The sequence below is a fragment of the Bradyrhizobium australiense genome (assembly GCF_013114825.1).
In the GTDB taxonomy this organism is placed as follows: Bacteria; Pseudomonadota; Alphaproteobacteria; order Rhizobiales; family Xanthobacteraceae; genus Bradyrhizobium; species Bradyrhizobium australiense.
Genome location: NZ_JAAVLX010000006.1, coordinates 174,449 through 193,405, shown reverse-complemented (window position 1 = coordinate 193,405; position 18,957 = coordinate 174,449). Strand labels below are relative to the sequence as shown.

Below are 18,957 nucleotides of genomic sequence, written 5' to 3'. Positions count from 1 at the left end.
GCAAAGCGTAAGCGTGCCCACCATAGATCAGCGAACAGGAGAGATGGTGGGCACGGCGCATATGCGCCTTTGCCCACCCTCCGAAAGCCTGTGAGACTCGAATCTAGATCCCGCTCGTGCCTTCGTGCTGGAAGCCGAGATAGCTTGCCGCGACGCGCTGGTTGCTGGCGATATCCTTGGCCGGCCCGGACAGGATAAATTCACCGAGTTCCATGACGTAGGCGCGGTCAGCAATTTTAAGCGCCGCTTGCGCATTCTGTTCGACCAGCAACACCGACACACCGGCGGCACGCAATTCGCCGATTGTGCGGAAGATGTCGGCAACGATGATCGGCGCGAGACCAAGGCTCGGTTCGTCGAGCATCAACAGTTTTGGCGCGCCCATCAGCGCGCGGCCCATCGCCAGCATCTGCTGCTCGCCGCCGGACAGCGTGCCGGCCAATTGCTTGCGCCGCTCCTTGAGCCGCGGAAACAGCGCATAGACACGCTCGAACGATTTTGCGGCCGTGGCCTTCGGAATCCGGAAGGCGCCGAGCTGCAGATTGTCCTCGATGTTCATGGTGCCGAACAATTCGCGGTGCTCCGGCACGAGACAGAGGCCCGCCGCAACGCGATCCTCGATGTCGAGCGGGGCCATATCGATGCCGGCGAAGGCGGCGGCACCCTTGAGCGGCAGCACGCCCATGATGGCGTTCAGCAGCGTAGTCTTGCCGGCGCCATTGGCGCCGATGATGGTGACGATCTCATCGTCGGCCACTTCGAGCGAAACCGAGCGCACGGCTTCGACCTTGCCGTAGGAAACGTGCGCGTCGGAGACCGATAACAGCACGCTCATGCGGTAGCTCCGAGATAGGCCTTGATCACGTCGGGATTGGTCTTGATCGCATCCGGCGTGCCCTCGGCGATCTTGGTGCCGAAATCGAGCACCACGACGCGGTCGGCGAGATCCATCACAAAGCCCATGTCGTGCTCGACCAGCAGCACCGACATGCCGCCGTCCCGCAATTGACGGAGCAGTGCGGCGAGCCGCTGCTTTTCCATGTGTCGCAGTCCCGCGGCCGGCTCGTCGAGCAGCAGCAGCAGCGGATCGACGCACAGCGCGCGCGCGATCTCGACGATGCGCTGCTGGCCGAGCGAGAGGCTTCCCGCCAACTGGTCGATCTGGTCGCCGAGCCCGACGCGTTCGATCTGGCGCGCGGCTTCCGCCAGCAGTTTCGCTTCATCGGCGCGGTCGAGCCGGAACATGCTGGAGATCGCGCCCGCAAACCCGCGCAGATGCGCACCGATCGCGACGTTCTCCAGCACGGTCATGTCGGGCACCAGCTTGACGTGCTGGAAGGTGCGCGCGACGCCGAGCTTGACGACCTCCTGCGGCGGAGCGTTGTCGACCTTGTGACCGAGCACGGAGATCGTTCCGCCGGTGGTCGTCAGCACGCCCGTGATCAGGTTGAAGGTCGTGCTCTTGCCGGCGCCGTTGGGGCCGATCAGGGCGACGATCTCGCGGGAGCGGACATCGAAGGAGACGTCGTTGACGGCTATCACGCCGCCGAACTGCTTGCGCGCTTTCTCGATCTGCAGCAGCACGGCAGCCGAGGCCGGCGCGCGCTCGCGCGCGGCAAGGGGAAGCGATGTGTCGGGTGTCTTGCGACCCGACTTGATCGGCAATCGCGACATCAGCCAGGGCCAGACGCCGGTCGGCGCGAATTGCAGCAGAACGACCAGCAGGATGCCGAATACGATCGTCTCAAGCTGGCTCTGGCCGCCGAAGATATAGGGCAGGTAACTCTGCAGGATCTCCTTGAGGATCACGACGATGCCGGCGCCGAGCACCGCGCCCCAGACATAGCCGGCACCGCCGACCACGGCGATGAACAGATATTCGATGCCCGCCTGTGCGCCGAACGGCGTCGGGTTGGCGGCGCGCTGGAAATGCGCATACAGCCAGCCGGACAGGCCTGCCAGCACCGCTGCATAGATGAACACCAGAAGCTTGGCGCGCGGCGTCTGCACGCCGAACGCTTCGCCGGCGATATGTCCGCGCCGCAATGCGCGGATCGCGCGGCCGGTGCGGGAGTCCAGGAGATTCATGGTCAAGAGCGCCGAGACCAGCACCGCGACCCAGATCGCGAAATAGATCGTGCCGGGATCGAGCATCCGAAAACTGCCGATCGAGAGCGGTGGGATCCCGGAGATACCGTCATTGCGGCCGAGGAATTCCAGCTTGCTGAACAGGTAAAACAGGCCGATGCCCCAAGCGATGGTGCCGAGCGGCAGATAATGGCCGGACAGCCGTACCGTGACGATGCCGAGCAGGACCGCAGCGATGCCGCTGACCAAGAGCGAGAGCGGCAGTGTCAGCCATGGCGAGAAGCCATAGGCCGTGGTCAATACCGCCGTGGTGTAGGCACCGAAGCCGCAAAAGGCCGCCTGGCCAAATGAAGTGAGGCCGCCGACGCCGGTCAGGAGCACCAGCCCCATCGCTACCAGCGCGGCAAGGCCGATATTGTTGAGCAGCACGATCCAGAATGGCGGGACCCCCGGGATGAACGGGATCGCCGCCATCACGAGCGCGAAGATGATGAGAGGGGCGCGCTGATTCATCGCGTCAGTCCTTCTCTTCCTCGACCGCGGGGGCTGCGAGCGAACGCAGCACCAACACGGGAAGGATCAGCGTAAAGACGATGACCTCCTTGAAATTGCTGGCGTAGAACGAGGAGAACGCTTCGACGCTGCCGACCAGCAAGGCTGCGATGGCCGTCAGCGGATAGCTGACGAGTCCACCGATGATTGCGGCAATAAAGCCCTTCAGGCCGATCAGGAAGCCGGTGTCGTAATAGAGCGTGGTGATCGGCACGATCAGGATCCCGGAAATCGCGCCGATCAGGGACGCCAGCAGAAAGGCGATCTGCCCCGACAGCGTGGTGCGGATCCCGATGAGGCGGGCGCCGAGCCGGTTGACCGCGGTAGCGCGTAACGCCTTGCCCATCAGCGTGAAGCCGAAGAACAGCCATAGCGCGACGATGAAGGCGATCGTCAGCCCGTACACCGCAAGGCTCTGGCCGGTGAAGCGCAACGGCCCGATTGTGAGCGCGGTATTCGACAGCGCCGGCCCGCGCAGGCCCTCGGCGCCGAAAAATACCAATCCCAGGCCCTGCAGCGCGAGATGGCAGCCGACAGACGCGATCAGCAGCACCAGCACCGAGGTATGGGCGATCGGCTGGAACGCGATGCGGTAGAGGAACAGCCCGATTGCCGCGACGATCAGAAGCGACAGCGCAATGTTGACTCCGATCGGAGTCTTGGGACCTGCGAGGCCGTAAGTCAGGGCCAGGATCATGGCGGGGAGTGCGATGTTGAGGGCAAAGGCGCGCAAGACCCGCTTGAGCCGCAACGATCGCCGTGCGTCAAACAGATCGAGGCCGAAGGCGACCACGCCCATGGCGGCCGCCAGCTTCGCGGTGCCCGGCACCTGACCGGTCGCCAGCATGGCGTAGCTCAGGGCGCCGTAGGTGACGAATTCGCCCTGCGGGATCAGGATGACACGGGTGACGGCAAACACCAGCACCAGCGCAAGCCCGAGCAGCGCATAGATCGCGCCATTGGTAATGCCGTCCTGCAACAGGAACAGCATGATCGTCGTATTCAAGACTGGCGCTCCCCCTAAAAGCGTCGCCGGTCCTGACCCCGCAAGGTCCGCCGGCCGTCCCATATCTCGGCAGTTGAAACACGCCGAGATTTGATATATCCGATAACAATTATCAAATATAACATCAAGGCCCCGGTCCACCGGCCGAGCCTTGTTCAGGGGCGAGCCTCACGCCATGACATTTTCCAAGGCAGCGACCGATGCCGTCAAGCCGTTGCGCAGCAACGGCAAGGAAATCGCCGATGGCGCGGCCGAGAATGGCGCTCTGCAACTGGGCGAGCTGGCCGACCTGCTCGGCTATTCGCTCAAGCGCGCGCAGCTCAAGGTATTCGAGGACTTCCTGCGCTGTGTCGCGCCGCTGCAACTGACGCCGGCGCAATTCTCGGTGCTATTGTTGCTCGACCGCAATCCCGGGCGCAACCAGACCGAAATCGCCAACACGCTCGGCATCCTCCGGCCGAATTTCGTCTCGATGCTGGATGCGCTGGAGAGCCGCGGCCTCTGCGCCCGGATGCGCTCGACCAACGACCGCCGCTCGCACATCCTGGTTCTGACCGATAAGGGAAGAGCGGTGCTGGCGCGTGCCAAGAAGCTCGTTGCCAGCAAGCACGAGGCGCGTCTCAACGAATTGCTGGGTCCCGCCAACCGCGTCGCGCTGCTGGAAATGCTGTCGAAGATCGCGGCGGAGTTTTGAGTTGGCGGTCATTCCGGGATGTCCGAAGGACCAGACCCGGAATCTCGAGATTCTCAAGTGCGCAACTGCGCACCATAGTTCGATGCTTCGCATCGCCCCGGAATGACGGTGTCGATATTGTCAGGCCGCGATAATACGGCCCTGAGCCCCGCGCGTCCCGCGTCCCGACAGGAATTGCCGCTCGATCTCGGCGGCGGGAAGCGGCCGGCTGAACAGGAAGCCCTGCATCTCCGTGCATCCCTCGGATGCGATGCTGTGGAGCTGCTCCGCCGTTTCAACGCCCTCGGCGGTCGCCGTCATGCCCATTCCATTGGCGAGCGCGGCAACCGCGCGCACGATGTTGAGCGAGCTCGAATTCTCGGTGATGTTCTTGACGAAGGAACGATCGATCTTGATCTTGTCGAACGGAAAGCTCTGCAAGTAGGTCAGCGACGAATAGCCGGTGCCGAAATCGTCCATCGCGATCCGGATTCCGAGCGCCCGCAACTGATGCAGCAACGCAAGCGTCGCTTCCTTGTTGTGGAGCAACACGCTCTCGGTGATTTCAATCTCCAGCCGGGTCGGCGCAAGGCCGGAAGCGGCGAGCGCGCCGACGATCACCTGTATCAGGCCGGGACTGCGAAACTGGATCGCTGAAATATTGACGGCGACGTGAAAGTTGTCGGGCCATTGCGCGGCGGTGGCACAAGCCTTCCTGAGCACCCACTCGCCCATCGGCACGATGAAGCCGATCTCTTCGGCCAGCGGGATGAAGGCGGCCGGCGAGATCATTCCCTTGGTCGGATGATTCCAGCGTATCAGCGCCTCGAAGCCGCTGATTTCCTTGCTCGCGAGGTTGACGACCGGCTGGTAATGCAGCTCGAACTCGCCCGCCGGCAACGCCTTGCGCAGATCCTGCTCCATGATGCGGCGGGTCTGCATCTGCAGGTCCATCGCAGGCTCGAAGAAACGGAACGTGCCGCGGCCGTCGCTTTTGGCGCGGTACATCGCGAGGTCGGCGTTGCGCAGCAATTTGTCGGGATTCGATCCGTCGCCGGGACCGACCGAAATGCCGATGCTGACGCCGATCACGGCCTGCTGGCCGTCGATTTCATAGGGTTCGTTCAACGCATCGATGACGCGCTGCGCCAGCGAAGTGGCATCGGCGGGGTCCGAGATCGTGGCCTGCACGATGACGAATTCATCGCCGCCCATCCGCGCGATCGTGTCGGAATCACCAACGAGGGAGCGCAACCGTTCGGCGACGATCCTCAGCAACCTGTCGCCGCAGGGATGGCCGAACGTATCGTTTACGGCCTTGAACTGATCGAGATCGAGGTGATGGACGGCCACCATTTCCCCGCCCGAAACCCTGCCCAGCGCATATTCGAGCCGCTCGTTCAACAGCACCCGATTGGCAAGATCGGTCAGCGCATCGTGATGCGCCATGTACTCGATCTTGACCTCGGACTGGCGCTGTTCTGTGATGTCCTCATGCGTCGCGACCCAGCCGCCGCCGGGCATCGGGCGGTGGCGGATCTTGAAGGTACGCCCGTTCTTCAGTTCGACGATGCTGTCTTTGGCTTCATTGGAAACCGCCACGTTGGTGCGCCATTGCAGATATTCGTCCCGTGTCATGGCGGGGAAGCTGCCGGCTTCGAAGCGCAGGTCGACGATCTCGATGAGCGACATGCCGGGGCTGACGCGTTCGGGCGCAATGTCGTACATCTCCACGAAGCGGTCGTTGCAGACGATCAGGCGGTGGTCGGCATCGAAGAAGCAAAGCCCCTGCGACATGTTGTTGATCGCGGTGTCGAACTGGAAGTTCCTGACGCGCAGGGCTTCCTCTTGTTCTTTTCCGCGCTCGTATTGTTTCTTCAGCCGGGCATTGAGCTCTTCGCGCTCCGTGATGTCCTCGTGGGTCGCCATCCCGCCGCCGCCGGGCATCGGATAGACGGTGTAGGCAACGATCCGGCCGTCGGTGAACTCCTGCACGGTGGTGTCGAGTGCGATGTCGCGACCAACGCGCTCACGGATATAATCATCGACCGCGACCTGCACCTTCAGGCCGAGATTCAGCCGGTGCCGAATGAGTTCTTGGGTCGGTGTTCCCGGCTTCACCTGTTCAGGCGAGAGCCCGTACATTTCCCTGTAGCGGCGGTTGCAGAAAACGACCTCGCGCCTCTCGTCGAAGACGACGATACCGAGCGACAAATGGTCGATCGCCTCTTCGAGGCGCGCACTCAAATGCGCTGACCGCGGCGCGGTTATCTGGCGGTGATCCGTCATGGAGCGTTTCCCCAGCCGCCATTGGCGGCTCTCCTCCTCCAGGAGAACGGCTATTAGAAGCCGAGCTGGTGAATCGCGCCTTCGCGATGGACACAATGCGCGCGGGATCCTCGCAAACTGCTCAACAGAGCGTTAACGCCGTTTCGGCGCGTGCGAGGTTCCGGAACTGCCCGGAGATCTACGACGGATCCACCAAGATCACCCTGACGTCGTTGACGTTGGTGAGGGTCGGGCCGGTCAGCAGGAGATCGCCGGTGGCCGAAAAGAACGCAGTCGCATCATTGTTGGCGAGATAGGCCGCAGGGTCGAGGCCGAGCGACTTCATCTTCGCAAACGTCGTCTGATCGATCAAAGCGCCGGCCGGGTCGGTCGCGCTGCCGGCGCCGCCGTCGGCACCGTCGGTGTCTGCGGCCAGTGCCACAATGCCGGACGTATCCTTCAGAAGATCCGCCAGCGCGAGCGCATATTCCTGGTTGGGACCGCCGCGGCCATTGCCTCGCACGGTCACCGTGAGCTCGCCGCCCGACAGGATCGCGGTTCGTTTGCCCTCGCTCTGTGCTTTCAGCGCCAGCCGCGCATGGTCGGCCGCGACCTCGCGTGCCTCGCCTTCGAGATCGGCGCCGAGGCCGACGACCTCATATCCTGCGTCCCTCGCGACCTTGATCGCCGCGTCGAGAGAAGCCTTCGGCTTTGCAATCATCTCGAATTGCGCGCGGGCAAAGGCGGGATCGCCGGGCTTGCAGCTCTCGTTCCTGACGTCGTCGAGTGCGCGCCTGACGGCATCGTCGACTGTGAGATTGTATTTCGCGACCAGCGCGCGGGCGTCCGCCAGCGTGGAGGTGTCAGGTACCGTCGGTCCCGATGCAATCGCGGACGGATCGTCGTGCGGTACATCGGAGATCGCAAGCGTCACGATCTCGGCGGCGCGCTGCCCGGCGCGGGCCAGCCGGCCGCCCTTGATCCGCGACAGATGCTTCCGGACGACGTTCATCTCGCCGATCGGCGCGCCCGAACGCAACAGCGCGCGGTTGACCTGCTGCTTCTGCGCGAACGAAACGCCCTCGGCTGGCGCGATCCAGTTCGCCGAGCCACCGCCGGACAACAGCACCAGCAGCAGATCGTCTTCGGTCACCTCGGCGGCGAGACGCAGCGTTTCGTCGGCGGCTTTCAGCCCGGCTTCGTCGGGCACTGGATGGCCAGCTTCGATGACCCTGATCCGCCGCGTCGGGACGCCGTGGCCATGGCGCGTGGTGGCGATGCCGGTCAGACGCGACGGATCAAGCCCCAGCGTATCTAGGTAGTGTCGTTCGGCGGCAGCCGCCATCGCCGCCGCGCCCTTGCCCGCGGCGAGGCAGATCACCTCGCCCTTGGGCGCGGGACGCAGATGAGCGGAAAGCACGACGTCGGGATGCGCGGCCGCAACGGCCGCATCAAAGATCGCACGCAAGAGGGGACGTCGGTCGGTCATGGTTGCACGGGAATTTCACTGAGACGGGAGTTAGGTTATCCATCCAATCGCCGCAAAAGAAAACCCCCGCAGGCTACCTGCGGGGGTCTTCAGGCCTAAATCGGCCGATCGAGATTCTAAATGACTAGCCGCCGGCATCACCGGACAGGATTTCACCGAAGCGTTCCCAGGTCTCGCCCTTGAACTTGATCAGTTGCACCGAGGAGATCGGCGCAAAATCGGTCGGTGAGGTGTTGACCTTGATACCCGGCAGCAGACCTCCGAGTTCGAGGTCCTTGATGCTTGCGGCCTGCTTCATGACGTTCTCGCGCGTGAGATTGTCGCCGCAGGCTTTCAGCACATGCACGAGACCCTGCGCCACGGTATAGCCGAACATCACCGATGCGTCGGCACGGTTAGCTTCCGGGTAATACTTGTCGAGGAACTCGTTCCACGCCTTCATGCCCGGATCATCCTTCCACTGCGCATCCGTCGGATCCTTCAGGTATTGCGAGGAGATGATGTCCTGGGCGTTCTCCATCCCGGCCGGCTTGATGACACTGCCGATCGACGCCGAGACGTTGTTGAGGAAGTGCAGCGGTTTCCAGCCGATCTCGGCGTTCTTCTTGATCGCCTGCGCCGCGAATTTCGGCGTGGTGATATTGATGAACACGTCGGCGCCGGATGCCTTCAGCTTGACGATGTGGGAGTCGATGGTCGGTTCGGAGACCTCGTAGCTTTCCTCCAGGACGATCATTGATGCGGCCTTGGCGCCGAGCCCATCCTTAAAGCCCTTCAGGTAGTCTTTACCATAGTCGTCGTTCTGATAGAGGATGCCGACCTTGGCGTTCGGCTTCTCCTTCAGAATGTACTTCGCGTAGATCTGCGTTTCGCTCTGGTAGTTGGGCTGCCAGCCCATGGTCCACGGGAAGTTCTTCGGATCGTTCCACTTGGTGGCGCCGGTGGCGACGAACAGTTGCGGCACCTTCTTGCTGTTCAGGTACTTCTGGATCGCCGTGTTCGGCGGCGTGCCGAGTGGGTTGAAGATCAGCAGCACTTCATCGCTCTCGACCAGCTTGCGCGCCTGCTCAACTGTCTTCGGCGGAGAGTAGGCGTCGTCATAGCTGATGAAGTTGATCTTGCGGCCGTTGATGCCGCCTTCGGCGTTGATCTTCCTGAAATAGGCTTCCTCGGTCTTGCCGATCACGCCATAGGCGGAAGCCGGTCCGCTGTAGGGCATGATATTGCCGACCTTGATTTCGGTGTCGCTCGCGCCCGGATCGTATTTCTTCTGTGCGAGAACATTGCTCGAAGTTGCAGCGAGTAGTCCAAGAGCGGTCGAAACAACCGCAAGTTTTTTCATTGTGGACATTTCTGTCTCTCCCTTTTCATTTCTTAATGTAACCGTCGGGCCTCTTCAAAAGGCTCTTTTGACACCGTCGTGATTAGCATCTTGCCAGAGGCGTCACAACAAAAAGCCCCTGCGGCAAAAGCCGCAGGGGCTGCATCTTCAGCAGAGCTCGCAGTCGGGTCAGCCGCCAACATCGCCCGAGAGAATTTCGCCGAAGCGTTCCCAGGTCTCGCCCTTGAATCTTATCAATTGCAATTGCGAGAGCGGAGCAAAATCGGTCGCCGATGTGTTGACCTTGACCCCAGGCAGCAGGCCGTCGAGTTCGAGATCCTTGATGCTGGCCGCCTGCTTCATGATGTTTGCGCGGGTCAGGTCGTCGCCGCAGGCCTTTAGCACGTGCACCAAACCTTGAGAGACGATATAGGCGTACATCACCGATGCATCGGCCCGATTAGCTTCCGGATAATACTTATCGAGGAACTCGTTCCATGCCTTCATCGCGGCATCGTTCTTCCATTGCGCGTCGGTTGGATCCTTGAAGTATTGCGACGAGATGATGTCCTGTCCATTCTCGAACCCGGCCGGCTTCATCACGCTGCCGATCGAGGCGGAGACGTTGTTGAGGAAGTGCAGCGGCTTCCAGCCGATCTCGGCGTTTTTCTTGATCGCCTGCGCCGCAAATTTCGGCGTGGTGATGTTGAAGAAGACGTCGGCGCCGGTCGCCTTCATCTTGACGATGTGGGAATCGATAGTCGGTTCGGAGACTTCGTAGCTTTCCTCGATGACGATCATCGATGCGGCCTTGGCGCCGAGCCCGTCCTTGAAGCCCTTCAAATAGTCCTTGCCGTAGTCGTCGTTCTGATAGAGTACGGCGATCTTGCTGTTCGGGTGGTTCTTCAAAATGTACTTGGCGTAGATCTGCGACTCGCTCTGGTAATTGGGCTGCCAGCCCATCGTCCAGGGAAAGTCCTTCGGATCATTCCACTTGGTGGCGCCGGTCGCGACGAACAGTTGCGGGACCTTCTTGCTGTTCAGGTACTTCTGGATCGCCGTATTCGGCGGCGTGCCGAGCGAATTGAAGACGAGCAGCACTTCGTCGCTCTCGACCAGCTTGCGCGCCTGTTCGACCGTTTTTGGCGGAGAGTAGGCGTCATCATAGCTGATGAAGTTGATCTTGCGGCCGTTGATGCCGCCCTCGGCGTTGATCTTCCTGAAATAGGCTTCTTCGGTTTTTCCGATCACGCCGTAAGCGGAAGCCGGCCCGCTGTAGGGCATGATGTTGCCGATCTTTATTTCGGTGTCGGTGGCGCCGGTATCGTATTTCTTTTGTGCAAACGCGCCGCTGCTGGTCGCGGCAAGCAATGCGAGGGCAGCCGCAAAGGCTCCCAGTCGCAAGTTGATGGCGGACATTTTTTGATCTCCCTGGGATCGATGACTGTGTCATTGTTTTTTATTGGAGCGCTTAGCGGCTCTTGGGCAGCATTGAATACCTTTCGGTTGCCTCCAGCAACAAAAAGCCCCCCGCGACGGTGTCGCGGGAGGCGTTAATTTAGTCAGACCCCCGGGAAACTACCGCCCGGCGGAATATTAGTTAATGGCCGAGCTCGCCGCTGATGATGTCGCCGAACAGATCCCACTTCTCACCCTTGAAGCGCATCATCTGAAGTTGCTCGATCGGAGCGAAGTCGGTGGACGAGGTGTTGATCTTGATGCCAGGCAACAACGTGTCGGGCGTGTAGTCCTTCAAGTTGGCGGCCTGTCTCATGATATTGGCCCGGGTCAGATCATCACCGCACAATTCGAGGATCCTGGTCAGGGTCTGGGCCGCGCCGTAGCCATAGACCACCGAGCTGTTGAGCCTGTCGCCTTCGGGATAGTATTTATCGAGAAAGGCGAAAAACTTCTTCATGCCGGGATCATTGTCCCACTGCGGATCGGTACCGTCCTTGGCATAGGCGGCCGAGAGGATGCCTTGTGCATTCTCGTGGCCGGCCGGCTTGATTACGCTGCCGACCGAAATCGAAACGTTGGAGAGGATGTGCATCGGCTTCCACTCGATCTCGGCCATCTTCTTGATGGTCTGGGCCGCGAATTTCGGGGTCGAAATGTCGACGAGGACATCTGCGCCGGTGGTCTTCAGCTTGACGATGTGGTTGTCGATCGTCGGCTCCGAAGTCTCGTAGCTTTCCTCGGTAACGATCATTGATGACTTGGCGCCGAGCCCGTCCTTCAGACCCTTGAGGTAGTCCTTGCCGAAGTCGTCGTTCTGATAGAGCACGGCGATCCTGGCGTCCGGCTTCTCCTTCATCAGAAACTTGGCGTAAATCTGTGCCTCGCTCTGATAGGAGGGCTGCCAGCCAATGGTCCACGGAAAATGCTTCGGATCGTTCCACTTGGTTGCGCCGGTGGCGACGAACAGTTGCGGGACCTTCTTGGCGTTCAGATATTTCTGGATCGCGCTGTTGGACGGCGTCCCGAGCGGGTTGAACACCACCAGCACCTCGTCGCTCTCGACCAGCTTGCGTACCTGTTCGACGGCCTTCGGCGGGCTATAGGCGTCATCGTAGGAGATGAACTTGATCTTCCGGCCGTTGATGCCGCCGTTTTCGTTGATCATCTTGAAGTAGGCTTCTTCGGTCTTGCCGATGACGCCATAGGCGGAGGCGGGGCCGCTATAGGGCACGATATGACCGATCTTGATTTCGGTATCGGTCGCGCCGGTGTCGTACTTTTTTTGGGCGAGTGCGCTGCTGGAAGTGAAAACGAAGGCGACGACCGCCGCCGGGAAGGCGGTAGTCCGTAGTATTGCAAGCATAGTTTCTCCTGAGTTTTTTCTTTAAAGTTCTTAGTTCTTCTTGAGTTTGCCGAGCATCTGCTGCGCAACAATCGCGACTTGCCTTGCGCCATGCGGCACCAGGAAGATCACGAGGAACAGAAGCACGCCGAATACCGCGCCGGAGAGGCCTTTGGAGATGCCCTCGGCGATGTTCGGCACAAAAATGATGAAGGCGGAGCCGACGATCGATCCGGGCAGCCAGCCGACGCCGCCGACGACCATGCCGAGGAACAGCGAGATCGCGAGCGTGATGGTGTAGCCGTCGGGCGCCACGAACTGCACCGCGATGGCCCCTAAGCCGCCGGCCACGCCGGTGATGCCGGCCGAGACGCCGAACGCCAGCGTCTTGTAGAGCGCGACGTCGACGCCCATCGCGGAGGCCGCGATCTCGTTGTCACGGATCGCCATGAAGGCGCGGCCCGAGCGCGAGCGCAGGAGATTGACCGAGGCGATATAGATTCCAATGGTGATCGCAAGCGTGAAGTAATACAGCCACATGTCCTGCGACATCGGCAGGCCGAACGGAGCGTCAGGCTTGGTCACGACCAGTCCCTGCACGCCACCGGTCCAGTGCTCGAAATAGCCCAGCTTCAAGAGTTGCGGCATCGCGGTGGCGAGCGCAAACGTCGCCAGCGCCAGATAGACGCCGGACAGCCGCAACGCTGGCTGGCCGAACAGGAAGCCGAAGCCGAAGCAGATGATGCCGGCGATCGGCAGCGTGAGGGCATAGTTCATGCCCACATGCTCCATCAGGATTGCCGAGGTGTAGGCGCCCACCGCGTAGAACGCGCTCTGGCCGAGCGAAAATTGTCCGCTTCCACCGGTCAGGATGTTCAGCGCCAGAACCGCCAGGCCGTAGATCAGCAGCATCGTCATCTGGAAGATGATGAAGTTCTTGACGAACAGCGGCGCGAGGACCAGCGCTGCCAGCACCACCAGCGAGGTACCTACGCCAAGCGTCATGGCTCGCTTCGGAACGGCCTCGACGGCCGGGGCTTCGGTGACGACTTCTTCAACAGCGCTCATGATCAAACTCGCTTCACGATGGGCCGGCCGAACAGGCCCGCCGGTTTGACGACCAATACGGTGATGATCAGCGCGAGCGCGATCGGAAGCTTCAGCTCGTTGCCGACGCCGGGAATGTAGGTCCCGACCAGGTTCTCAAAGATGCCGACCAGGAAGCCGCCCATCACCGCACCGAACGGACTGGTCAGGCCGCCGAGCACGGCGGCGGCAAATCCGTAGATCAGCACGCCCAGCATCATGTTCGGTTCCAGGAACACCACCGGCGCGATCATCATGCCGGCCACCGACCCGATTGCGGCCGCCATGCCCCAACCCAGCGCGATCATCCACGAGGTATTGATGCCGACCAGCCGCGCCGATTCAGGCAATGACGCGGCCGCGCGCATCGCCAGGCCCACCCGTGTGAAGCGGAAGAAAACGAACAGCAGAACCAGCATCAAGAGCGTGATGCCGATCATGCCGGCCTGATGGGTTGAGATGAGCTGGCTGCCGAGGAAGGGGGAGGATCCGAACGGCGTCGGATACTGCTTGATGGTGAAATCCCAGATCAGCCCGGCGACCGAGTTGACGATGGCGTACAGCGCGATGAAGCCGGCGACGTTGGTCAGGACCGGCGCCTTGGCGAGCGGCTTGAACAACAGCCGTTCGATCGCGATGCCGCCGATAAACGACAGCGCCAGCGTGAGGATGAAGGCGCCCCAATACGGCACGCCCCATTGCATCATCTGCCACGACATGAAGGTGGAGAACATCGCCATCTCGCCCTGGGCGAAATTGAGGTGGTCGATCGCCTGGTAGATCATCACGACGGCAAGCGCCATGCAGGCATAGATCGCGCCCGTGGCGATGCCGGCCAGGACCTGGTTGGTAAACAGCTCCATTGTCCTGCTCCTCAGTAGCCGAGATAGGATTTGCGGACGTCTTCGTTGGTCGCGATGTCCTTGGCGTCACCCGACATCACGATCCGTCCGGTTTCGATCACGTACGCCTGATCGGCGAGCTCCAGCGCCAGTTGTGCGTTCTGCTCCACCACCAGAATGGTGACTTTGTCCTCACGGTTGATCTTGCCGAGAATCTTGAACAGATCGCGCACGATCAAGGGCGCCAGCCCGAACGACGGCTCGTCCAGCAGCATCAGCCGCGGCCGCAGCATCAGCGCACGCGCAACTGCCAGCATTTGCTGCTCGCCGCCCGACAGCGTACCGGCCTGCTGGGTGTGGCGTTCCTTGAGCACCGGGAAATGCGCATACATCCGTTCGATGTCGGAGACGATGTTCTTCTTGTCGGTGCGGGTGATGGCCCCTAACTGCAGGTTCTCTTCCACCGTCATGGTGGTGAAGGTGCCGCGGCCCTGCGGCACATGAGCGATGCCGAGACGGACGACGTTTTCGGTGGACCTGCCTGACAGCGGCTTGCCCTCGAACTCGATCGCGCCGGTCGAACGCACCATGTTGCAGATTGCCCGCAAGGTGGTGGTCTTGCCGGCGCCGTTGGCGCCCAGCAGGGTGGTCAGCGAGCCCTCGTTGAGGGCGAAGGAGAGGCCATGAAGCGCCTGGACCTGGCCGTAATAGGCGCGGAGATCCCTGACGTTAAGCATCGCGGTCATTGGTCCTTGCTCCCGAGATAGGCCTTGATGACGTCCGGGTCGGCCTGGACCTGGGCCGGCGTTCCCTCGGCGAGCTTGCGGCCGAAGTTGAGCGCGACGACGTGGTCGGCGATCGACATCACCAGACCCATGTGATGTTCGACCAGCAACACGGTGAGATGGCGCTCGTCGCGAAGCTTTCGGATCAGATCGCCGAGCACGTAGACTTCCTCGTGATTGAGGCCGCCGGCCGGCTCGTCGAGCAGCAGGATCTTGGGATCGGCGGCGAGCGCGCGCGCCAGCTCGACGCGCTTCTGGGTGCCAAACGGCAGGCCGGACACCGTCGTGTGTGCGACGTCCTCAAGATCCAGATAGTCGAGAATCTCATGGACCTTCTTGTTGACGTCAGCCTCGCTGCGGCGAACCCAGGTGAGCTTCAGCGAGTCCGAGATGATGTCGCTGGAGGTGCGGGCGTGGGTGCCGACCCGAACATTGTCGAGCACCGAGAGATTGGGAAACAGCGCGACGTTCTGGAAGGTGCGACCGATGCCGATCTCGGCGATCCGGTGCGGCGGGCGCGTCAGGATACTGGCGCCCTCCATCAGGATGTCCCCGGAAGACGGTTGATAGAGCCTGGAGAGGCAATTGAACAAAGTCGTCTTGCCGGCGCCGTTTGGTCCGATCAGCCCGAGGATGTTTCCCTTATGCATGTTAAAGGACACACCGTTGAGCGCGATGATGCCGCCGAACACGACGCTGACGTCGCGAACCGCGAGCAGGGGAGAATTGCCCTGCGCGAGCTGTGCCTGCGTCATCGCGTCCCGCCCGCCCTGATCACGGAGCGGGAATGACCGCGCAAATGTTTTTGCCGGTCATGGTGAAGGCTATCTGATCCCCTCGGCCAAACGTGCAACTCTTCCTCCTGCTTTCAACTTTTTGTTCTCTGTTTTTTTTGATTGCGGTGCCGCGCCGCCCAGCGCTGCCTCGATGTTCCTTACCATCGTGACAAGGCGAGGTCCAATGTCGTTGATCAAGCGATCTTCCGTGAAGCGGAAAGCGGGCGCGCCGCAATTGAAGGCGTACGGTCCGGTTCCGTCGCTGAGCTTCAACGGCACACCTACGGCGTGCACATCGTCCTGCCATTCGCCGGCAGAGATAGTGAATCCGTGACGCGCGAGCATTTCGCCCGCGCGCTCGATGCCGTCGCGCATTTTGGGCCAGCGATTGCCGTAATGGTCGCGTAGTTCGCGCAATAATGAGGCGCGTTCGTCGTCGGGCAGGGCCCAGATATAGGCCCGTCCCATCGCAGTGGTCGCGATCGGAACGCGTGAGCCGACGTCAAGCTGCACGCCGAGCAGCCCGGTACGGCTCTGCCCGAAATAGATCATGCTGTGACGGTCGCGTCCGCCGACCGCGACGGCGCCGCCGGTCTCGCGCATCAGCGCTTCGCGATAAGGCTCGGACAAATGCCGAACGCCGAGATTGGCAAGGGCGGCATACCCCAGCGCCATGGCTGATGGCGCGAGCTGATACTTCTCGAAGCGCGGAACGGGTGTAAGATAACCGAGTTTGGTGAGGGTGTAAGTCAGCCGGGAAATGGTCGGCTTCGGCAGTTTAGTACGGGCGGCGAGTTCTTGATTCCCGAGAAGCCCGTCATTGGGTTGGAATGCGCGCAACACATCAAGTCCGCGGGAGAGCGCGACGACGAAGCTGCGATCAGTCGCCACTTTCTTCCCTGGACGTTTCATTACCCGCTACTGCTGCTGATGAGCTCGTTGACAAGGGACGTGCTTCAAAATAACCCTCCCTGTCAAGATGTGGAATTAAATTTCGCAATGCGAAATTGGGTGAAATGGCCGTAGCTACTCAACGCAAGTTGAGCGGCATCCAAGAACAAACGATCCAGGGAGAGTCCCGTGAACGAAGTTGTAAAACTCGAGCGTCATGACATTATCGCCATCGTCACGGTCAACAGCCCTCCCGTCAACGCGCTGAGCGCCGCGGTGCGCGGCGGCATCTTCGAATGCATGAAGAGCGCGATCGCGGATTCGGAAGTGAAGGCAATCGTGCTGACCTGCGCAGGCCGCACCTTCATCGCTGGCGCCGATATCACCGAATTCGGCAAGCCGCCGAAGCCTCCGGGCCTCGCCGAGGTGCTTGATCTCATGGAGAACTCGCCGAAGCCGATCATTGCCGCCATTCACGGCACGGCGCTCGGCGGCGGTCTCGAAGTAGCGCTGGCATGCCACTATCGCGTCGCGACCAAGGACGCCAGGCTCGGCCTGCCCGAGGTGAAGCTCGGCCTGTTGCCGGGCGCCGGTGGCACACAGCGCCTGCCGCGCGCCGTCGGCCCCGAGCTCGCGGTCAAGATGATCGTCAGCGGCGATCCGATCGGCGCGGCGGAGGCGCAGAAGAACGGCCTGATCGAGGAAATCGTCGAGGGGCCGGCGTCGGGCGGTGAATCCTTCGCGCGCAAGGTGCTGGCGGAGAAGCGCCCGCTGCGCAAGCTGCGCGACGATGACAGCAAGCTCGCTGCCGCCAAGGCCGACATCTCGATCTTTACCAACGCAGTCGCCGCATTGACCAAGAAGGCGCGCGGACTGGAAGCGCCGTTCGCCGCAGCCGATGCCGTGCGCGCCGCCATCGAACTGCCGTTCGATGAAGGGTTGAAAAAGGAGCGCGAAGGTTTCCTCAAGCTGGTCTCCAGCGACCAGTCCAAGGCGCAGCGTTACGCCTTCTTCGCCGAGCGCGAAGCCGCCAAGATCGCCGGCGTGCCCGAGGGAACAAAACCGCGTCCCGTCGAACGCGTCGCTATCATCGGCGCCGGCACGATGGGCGGCGGCATAGCGATGTCCTTTGCCAACGCCGGTATCCCGGTGACGCTGATCGAGACCGGCGAAGAGCAGCTCAAGCGCGGCATGGGCGTGATGCAGAAGAATTACGAGGCGACCGCAGCGCGCGGCGGCATCCCGGCCGATGCGCCGGCCAAGCGCATGGGCCTGATCGACGGCAAGGTCGGTCTCGAGCACGTCAAGGACGCTGACCTTGTGATTGAAGCCGTGTTCGAGACCATGGCGGTCAAGAAGGAGGTGTTCGAGGCGCTCGACAAATACGCCAAACCGGGCGCCGTGCTGGCCTCCAACACCTCGTATCTCAACATCGATGAGATCGCGAAGGTGACAAAACGTCCGCAGGATGTGCTCGGCATGCACTTCTTCTCGCCGGCCAACGTGATGAAGCTGTGCGAGATCGTGCGTGCCGACAAGACCGCGCCGGACGCACTGACGACCGCCGTTTCCATCGCGCGCAAGATCGCAAAGGTGCCGGCCGTGGTCGGCGTCTGCGACGGCTTTGTCGGCAACCGCATGCTGGCTCAGCGCGGCAAGCAGTCGGAGAAGCTGCTGTTCGAAGGCGCATTGCCGCAGCAGGTCGATGCCGTGGTGACGAAATTCGGCATGCCGATGGGGCCGTTCGCGATGAGCGATCTCGCCGGGCTCGATATCGGCTGGCGTTCGCGCAAGGACCGCGGCATCAAGTCGGAAATCGCTGACGCGCTGTGTGAGGCCGGGCGCTTCGGCCAGAAGACCGGCAAGGGCTATTACAAGTACGAAGGCGGCTCGCGGGCGCCGCTGCCGGATCCGGAGGTCGAGAAGCTGATCGACGAGACGCTGCAGCGTCTCGGCCGCAAGAAGCGCGTCGTCAGCGACGACGAGATTCTCGAGCGCATGATGTATCCGATGATCAACGAGGGTGCCCGCATCCTGGAGGAGGGCATCGCGGCGCGGCCGAGCGATATCGACGTGATCTGGCTCTATGGCTACGGCTGGCCGATCTATCGCGGCGGCCCGATGTTCTATGCCGACCAGGTCGGGCTGAAGCACATCGCCGACCGGCTGTCGTACTATGCGAGGGAGACCAACGATCCCTCGCTCGAACCGGCGCCGCTGCTCAAGCGCCTCGCCGCGGAGGGTAAGACGTTTGCGTCGCTGGCCCAGCAGTCGAAAGCAGCTTGATGGTGATGGTCGGCACGGTCTCTCGGTTGCCTCCCCCCTTGCGGGTTAGGGAGGGGGTTAGCCGCATCGGGACTGCCGGTGTGGACCCTCT

The 18,957-nt window shown here is 61.8% G+C and carries 15 protein-coding genes; 2 read left to right on the top strand and 13 right to left on the bottom strand.

Annotation, left to right across the window (positions count from 1 at the left end; translation table 11 throughout):
* Positions 1–103 precede the first annotated feature (103 nt).
* The 3 genes from HCN58_RS19605 to HCN58_RS19595 are packed head-to-tail and all read right to left on the bottom strand — an operon-like array spanning position 104 to position 3,646.
* Positions 104–835 carry an ABC transporter ATP-binding protein gene (locus HCN58_RS19605; protein WP_171581021.1) on the bottom strand — a complete coding sequence of 244 codons (732 nt, stop codon included), beginning with the start codon at positions 833–835 and terminating at the stop codon, positions 104–106.
* The gene (locus HCN58_RS19600; protein WP_171581020.1) at positions 832–2,601 is read right to left on the bottom strand and encodes a branched-chain amino acid ABC transporter ATP-binding protein/permease; all 1,770 of its coding nucleotides are present in this window, start codon (positions 2,599–2,601) and stop codon (positions 832–834) included. Before HCN58_RS19600 ends, HCN58_RS19605 begins: the two co-directional genes overlap by 4 nt.
* A 4-nt stretch (positions 2,602–2,605) precedes the next feature.
* Complete coding sequence (locus HCN58_RS19595; protein ID WP_171581019.1) at positions 2,606–3,646, bottom strand: branched-chain amino acid ABC transporter permease; 1,041 nt, start codon at positions 3,644–3,646, stop codon at positions 2,606–2,608.
* Between the two features lie 175 nt (positions 3,647–3,821).
* Between HCN58_RS19595 and HCN58_RS19590 the strand changes: the two genes are divergently transcribed.
* A complete protein-coding gene (locus HCN58_RS19590; RefSeq protein ID WP_171581018.1) occupies positions 3,822–4,340 on the top strand; it encodes a MarR family winged helix-turn-helix transcriptional regulator in 519 nt (172 codons plus the stop codon).
* A gap of 120 nt (positions 4,341–4,460) precedes the next feature.
* Here the strand turns inward: HCN58_RS19590 and HCN58_RS19585 are convergent, their stop codons facing one another.
* From HCN58_RS19585 to HCN58_RS19540, 10 genes are all read right to left on the bottom strand, one after another.
* Positions 4,461–6,608 (bottom strand): sensor domain-containing protein, encoded by a 2,148-nt coding sequence (locus HCN58_RS19585; RefSeq protein WP_171581017.1) that lies wholly within the window; start codon positions 6,606–6,608, stop codon positions 4,461–4,463.
* 178 nt (positions 6,609–6,786) lie between these two features.
* Positions 6,787–8,076, bottom strand: coding sequence for a glycerate kinase type-2 family protein (locus tag HCN58_RS19580; protein ID WP_171581016.1), 1,290 nt, complete (start codon positions 8,074–8,076; stop codon positions 6,787–6,789).
* Between the two features lie 124 nt (positions 8,077–8,200).
* Positions 8,201–9,427, bottom strand: a complete 1,227-nt coding sequence (locus tag HCN58_RS19575) for an ABC transporter substrate-binding protein (protein WP_171581015.1) — start codon at positions 9,425–9,427, stop codon at positions 8,201–8,203.
* 159 nt (positions 9,428–9,586) lie between these two features.
* On the bottom strand, positions 9,587–10,816 hold the full coding sequence (locus HCN58_RS19570; RefSeq protein ID WP_171581014.1) for an ABC transporter substrate-binding protein: 1,230 nt from the start codon (positions 10,814–10,816) through the stop codon (positions 9,587–9,589).
* Positions 10,817–10,997: 181 nt separating this feature from the next.
* A complete protein-coding gene (locus HCN58_RS19565) occupies positions 10,998–12,221 on the bottom strand; it encodes an ABC transporter substrate-binding protein (protein WP_171581013.1) in 1,224 nt (407 codons plus the stop codon).
* Between the two features lie 30 nt (positions 12,222–12,251).
* Positions 12,252–13,268, bottom strand: a complete 1,017-nt coding sequence (locus HCN58_RS19560; protein ID WP_171581012.1) for a branched-chain amino acid ABC transporter permease — start codon at positions 13,266–13,268, stop codon at positions 12,252–12,254.
* 2 nt (positions 13,269–13,270) lie between these two features.
* Positions 13,271–14,149, bottom strand: coding sequence for a branched-chain amino acid ABC transporter permease (locus tag HCN58_RS19555; RefSeq protein WP_171581011.1), 879 nt, complete (start codon positions 14,147–14,149; stop codon positions 13,271–13,273).
* A gap of 11 nt (positions 14,150–14,160) precedes the next feature.
* Positions 14,161–14,874: an ABC transporter ATP-binding protein gene (locus tag HCN58_RS19550; RefSeq protein ID WP_171581010.1), complete on the bottom strand. Its 714-nt coding sequence runs from the start codon at positions 14,872–14,874 to the stop codon at positions 14,161–14,163.
* Complete coding sequence (locus HCN58_RS19545) at positions 14,871–15,668, bottom strand: ABC transporter ATP-binding protein (RefSeq protein WP_171581009.1); 798 nt, start codon at positions 15,666–15,668, stop codon at positions 14,871–14,873. The genes HCN58_RS19550 and HCN58_RS19545 overlap by 4 nt, the downstream gene beginning before the upstream one ends.
* A gap of 69 nt (positions 15,669–15,737) precedes the next feature.
* Positions 15,738–16,601, bottom strand: a complete 864-nt coding sequence (locus tag HCN58_RS19540) for an IclR family transcriptional regulator (protein ID WP_171581008.1) — start codon at positions 16,599–16,601, stop codon at positions 15,738–15,740.
* A gap of 168 nt (positions 16,602–16,769) precedes the next feature.
* Between HCN58_RS19540 and HCN58_RS19535 the strand changes: the two genes are divergently transcribed.
* A complete protein-coding gene (locus tag HCN58_RS19535) occupies positions 16,770–18,866 on the top strand; it encodes a 3-hydroxyacyl-CoA dehydrogenase NAD-binding domain-containing protein (RefSeq protein WP_171581007.1) in 2,097 nt (698 codons plus the stop codon).
* Positions 18,867–18,957 lie beyond the last annotated feature (91 nt).

Excerpts from the sequence above, each read along its gene's own strand:
- HCN58_RS19605 (WP_171581021.1), bottom strand. The coding sequence starts at position 835 with ATGAGCGTGCTGTTATCGGTCTCCGACGCGCACGTTTCCTACGGCAAG.
- HCN58_RS19600 (WP_171581020.1), bottom strand. The coding sequence starts at position 2,601 with ATGAATCAGCGCGCCCCTCTCATCATCTTCGCGCTCGTGATGGCGGCG.
- HCN58_RS19590 (WP_171581018.1), top strand. The coding sequence starts at position 3,822 with ATGACATTTTCCAAGGCAGCGACCGATGCCGTCAAGCCGTTGCGCAGC.
- HCN58_RS19585 (WP_171581017.1), bottom strand. The coding sequence starts at position 6,608 with ATGACGGATCACCGCCAGATAACCGCGCCGCGGTCAGCGCATTTGAGT.
- HCN58_RS19580 (WP_171581016.1), bottom strand. The coding sequence starts at position 8,076 with ATGACCGACCGACGTCCCCTCTTGCGTGCGATCTTTGATGCGGCCGTT.
- HCN58_RS19575 (WP_171581015.1), bottom strand. The coding sequence starts at position 9,427 with ATGTCCACAATGAAAAAACTTGCGGTTGTTTCGACCGCTCTTGGACTA.
- HCN58_RS19570 (WP_171581014.1), bottom strand. The coding sequence starts at position 10,816 with ATGTCCGCCATCAACTTGCGACTGGGAGCCTTTGCGGCTGCCCTCGCA.
- HCN58_RS19565 (WP_171581013.1), bottom strand. The coding sequence starts at position 12,221 with ATGCTTGCAATACTACGGACTACCGCCTTCCCGGCGGCGGTCGTCGCC.
- HCN58_RS19560 (WP_171581012.1), bottom strand. The coding sequence starts at position 13,268 with ATGAGCGCTGTTGAAGAAGTCGTCACCGAAGCCCCGGCCGTCGAGGCC.
- HCN58_RS19555 (WP_171581011.1), bottom strand. The coding sequence starts at position 14,149 with ATGGAGCTGTTTACCAACCAGGTCCTGGCCGGCATCGCCACGGGCGCG.
- HCN58_RS19550 (WP_171581010.1), bottom strand. The coding sequence starts at position 14,874 with ATGACCGCGATGCTTAACGTCAGGGATCTCCGCGCCTATTACGGCCAG.
- HCN58_RS19545 (WP_171581009.1), bottom strand. The coding sequence starts at position 15,668 with ATGACGCAGGCACAGCTCGCGCAGGGCAATTCTCCCCTGCTCGCGGTT.
- HCN58_RS19540 (WP_171581008.1), bottom strand. The coding sequence starts at position 16,601 with ATGAAACGTCCAGGGAAGAAAGTGGCGACTGATCGCAGCTTCGTCGTC.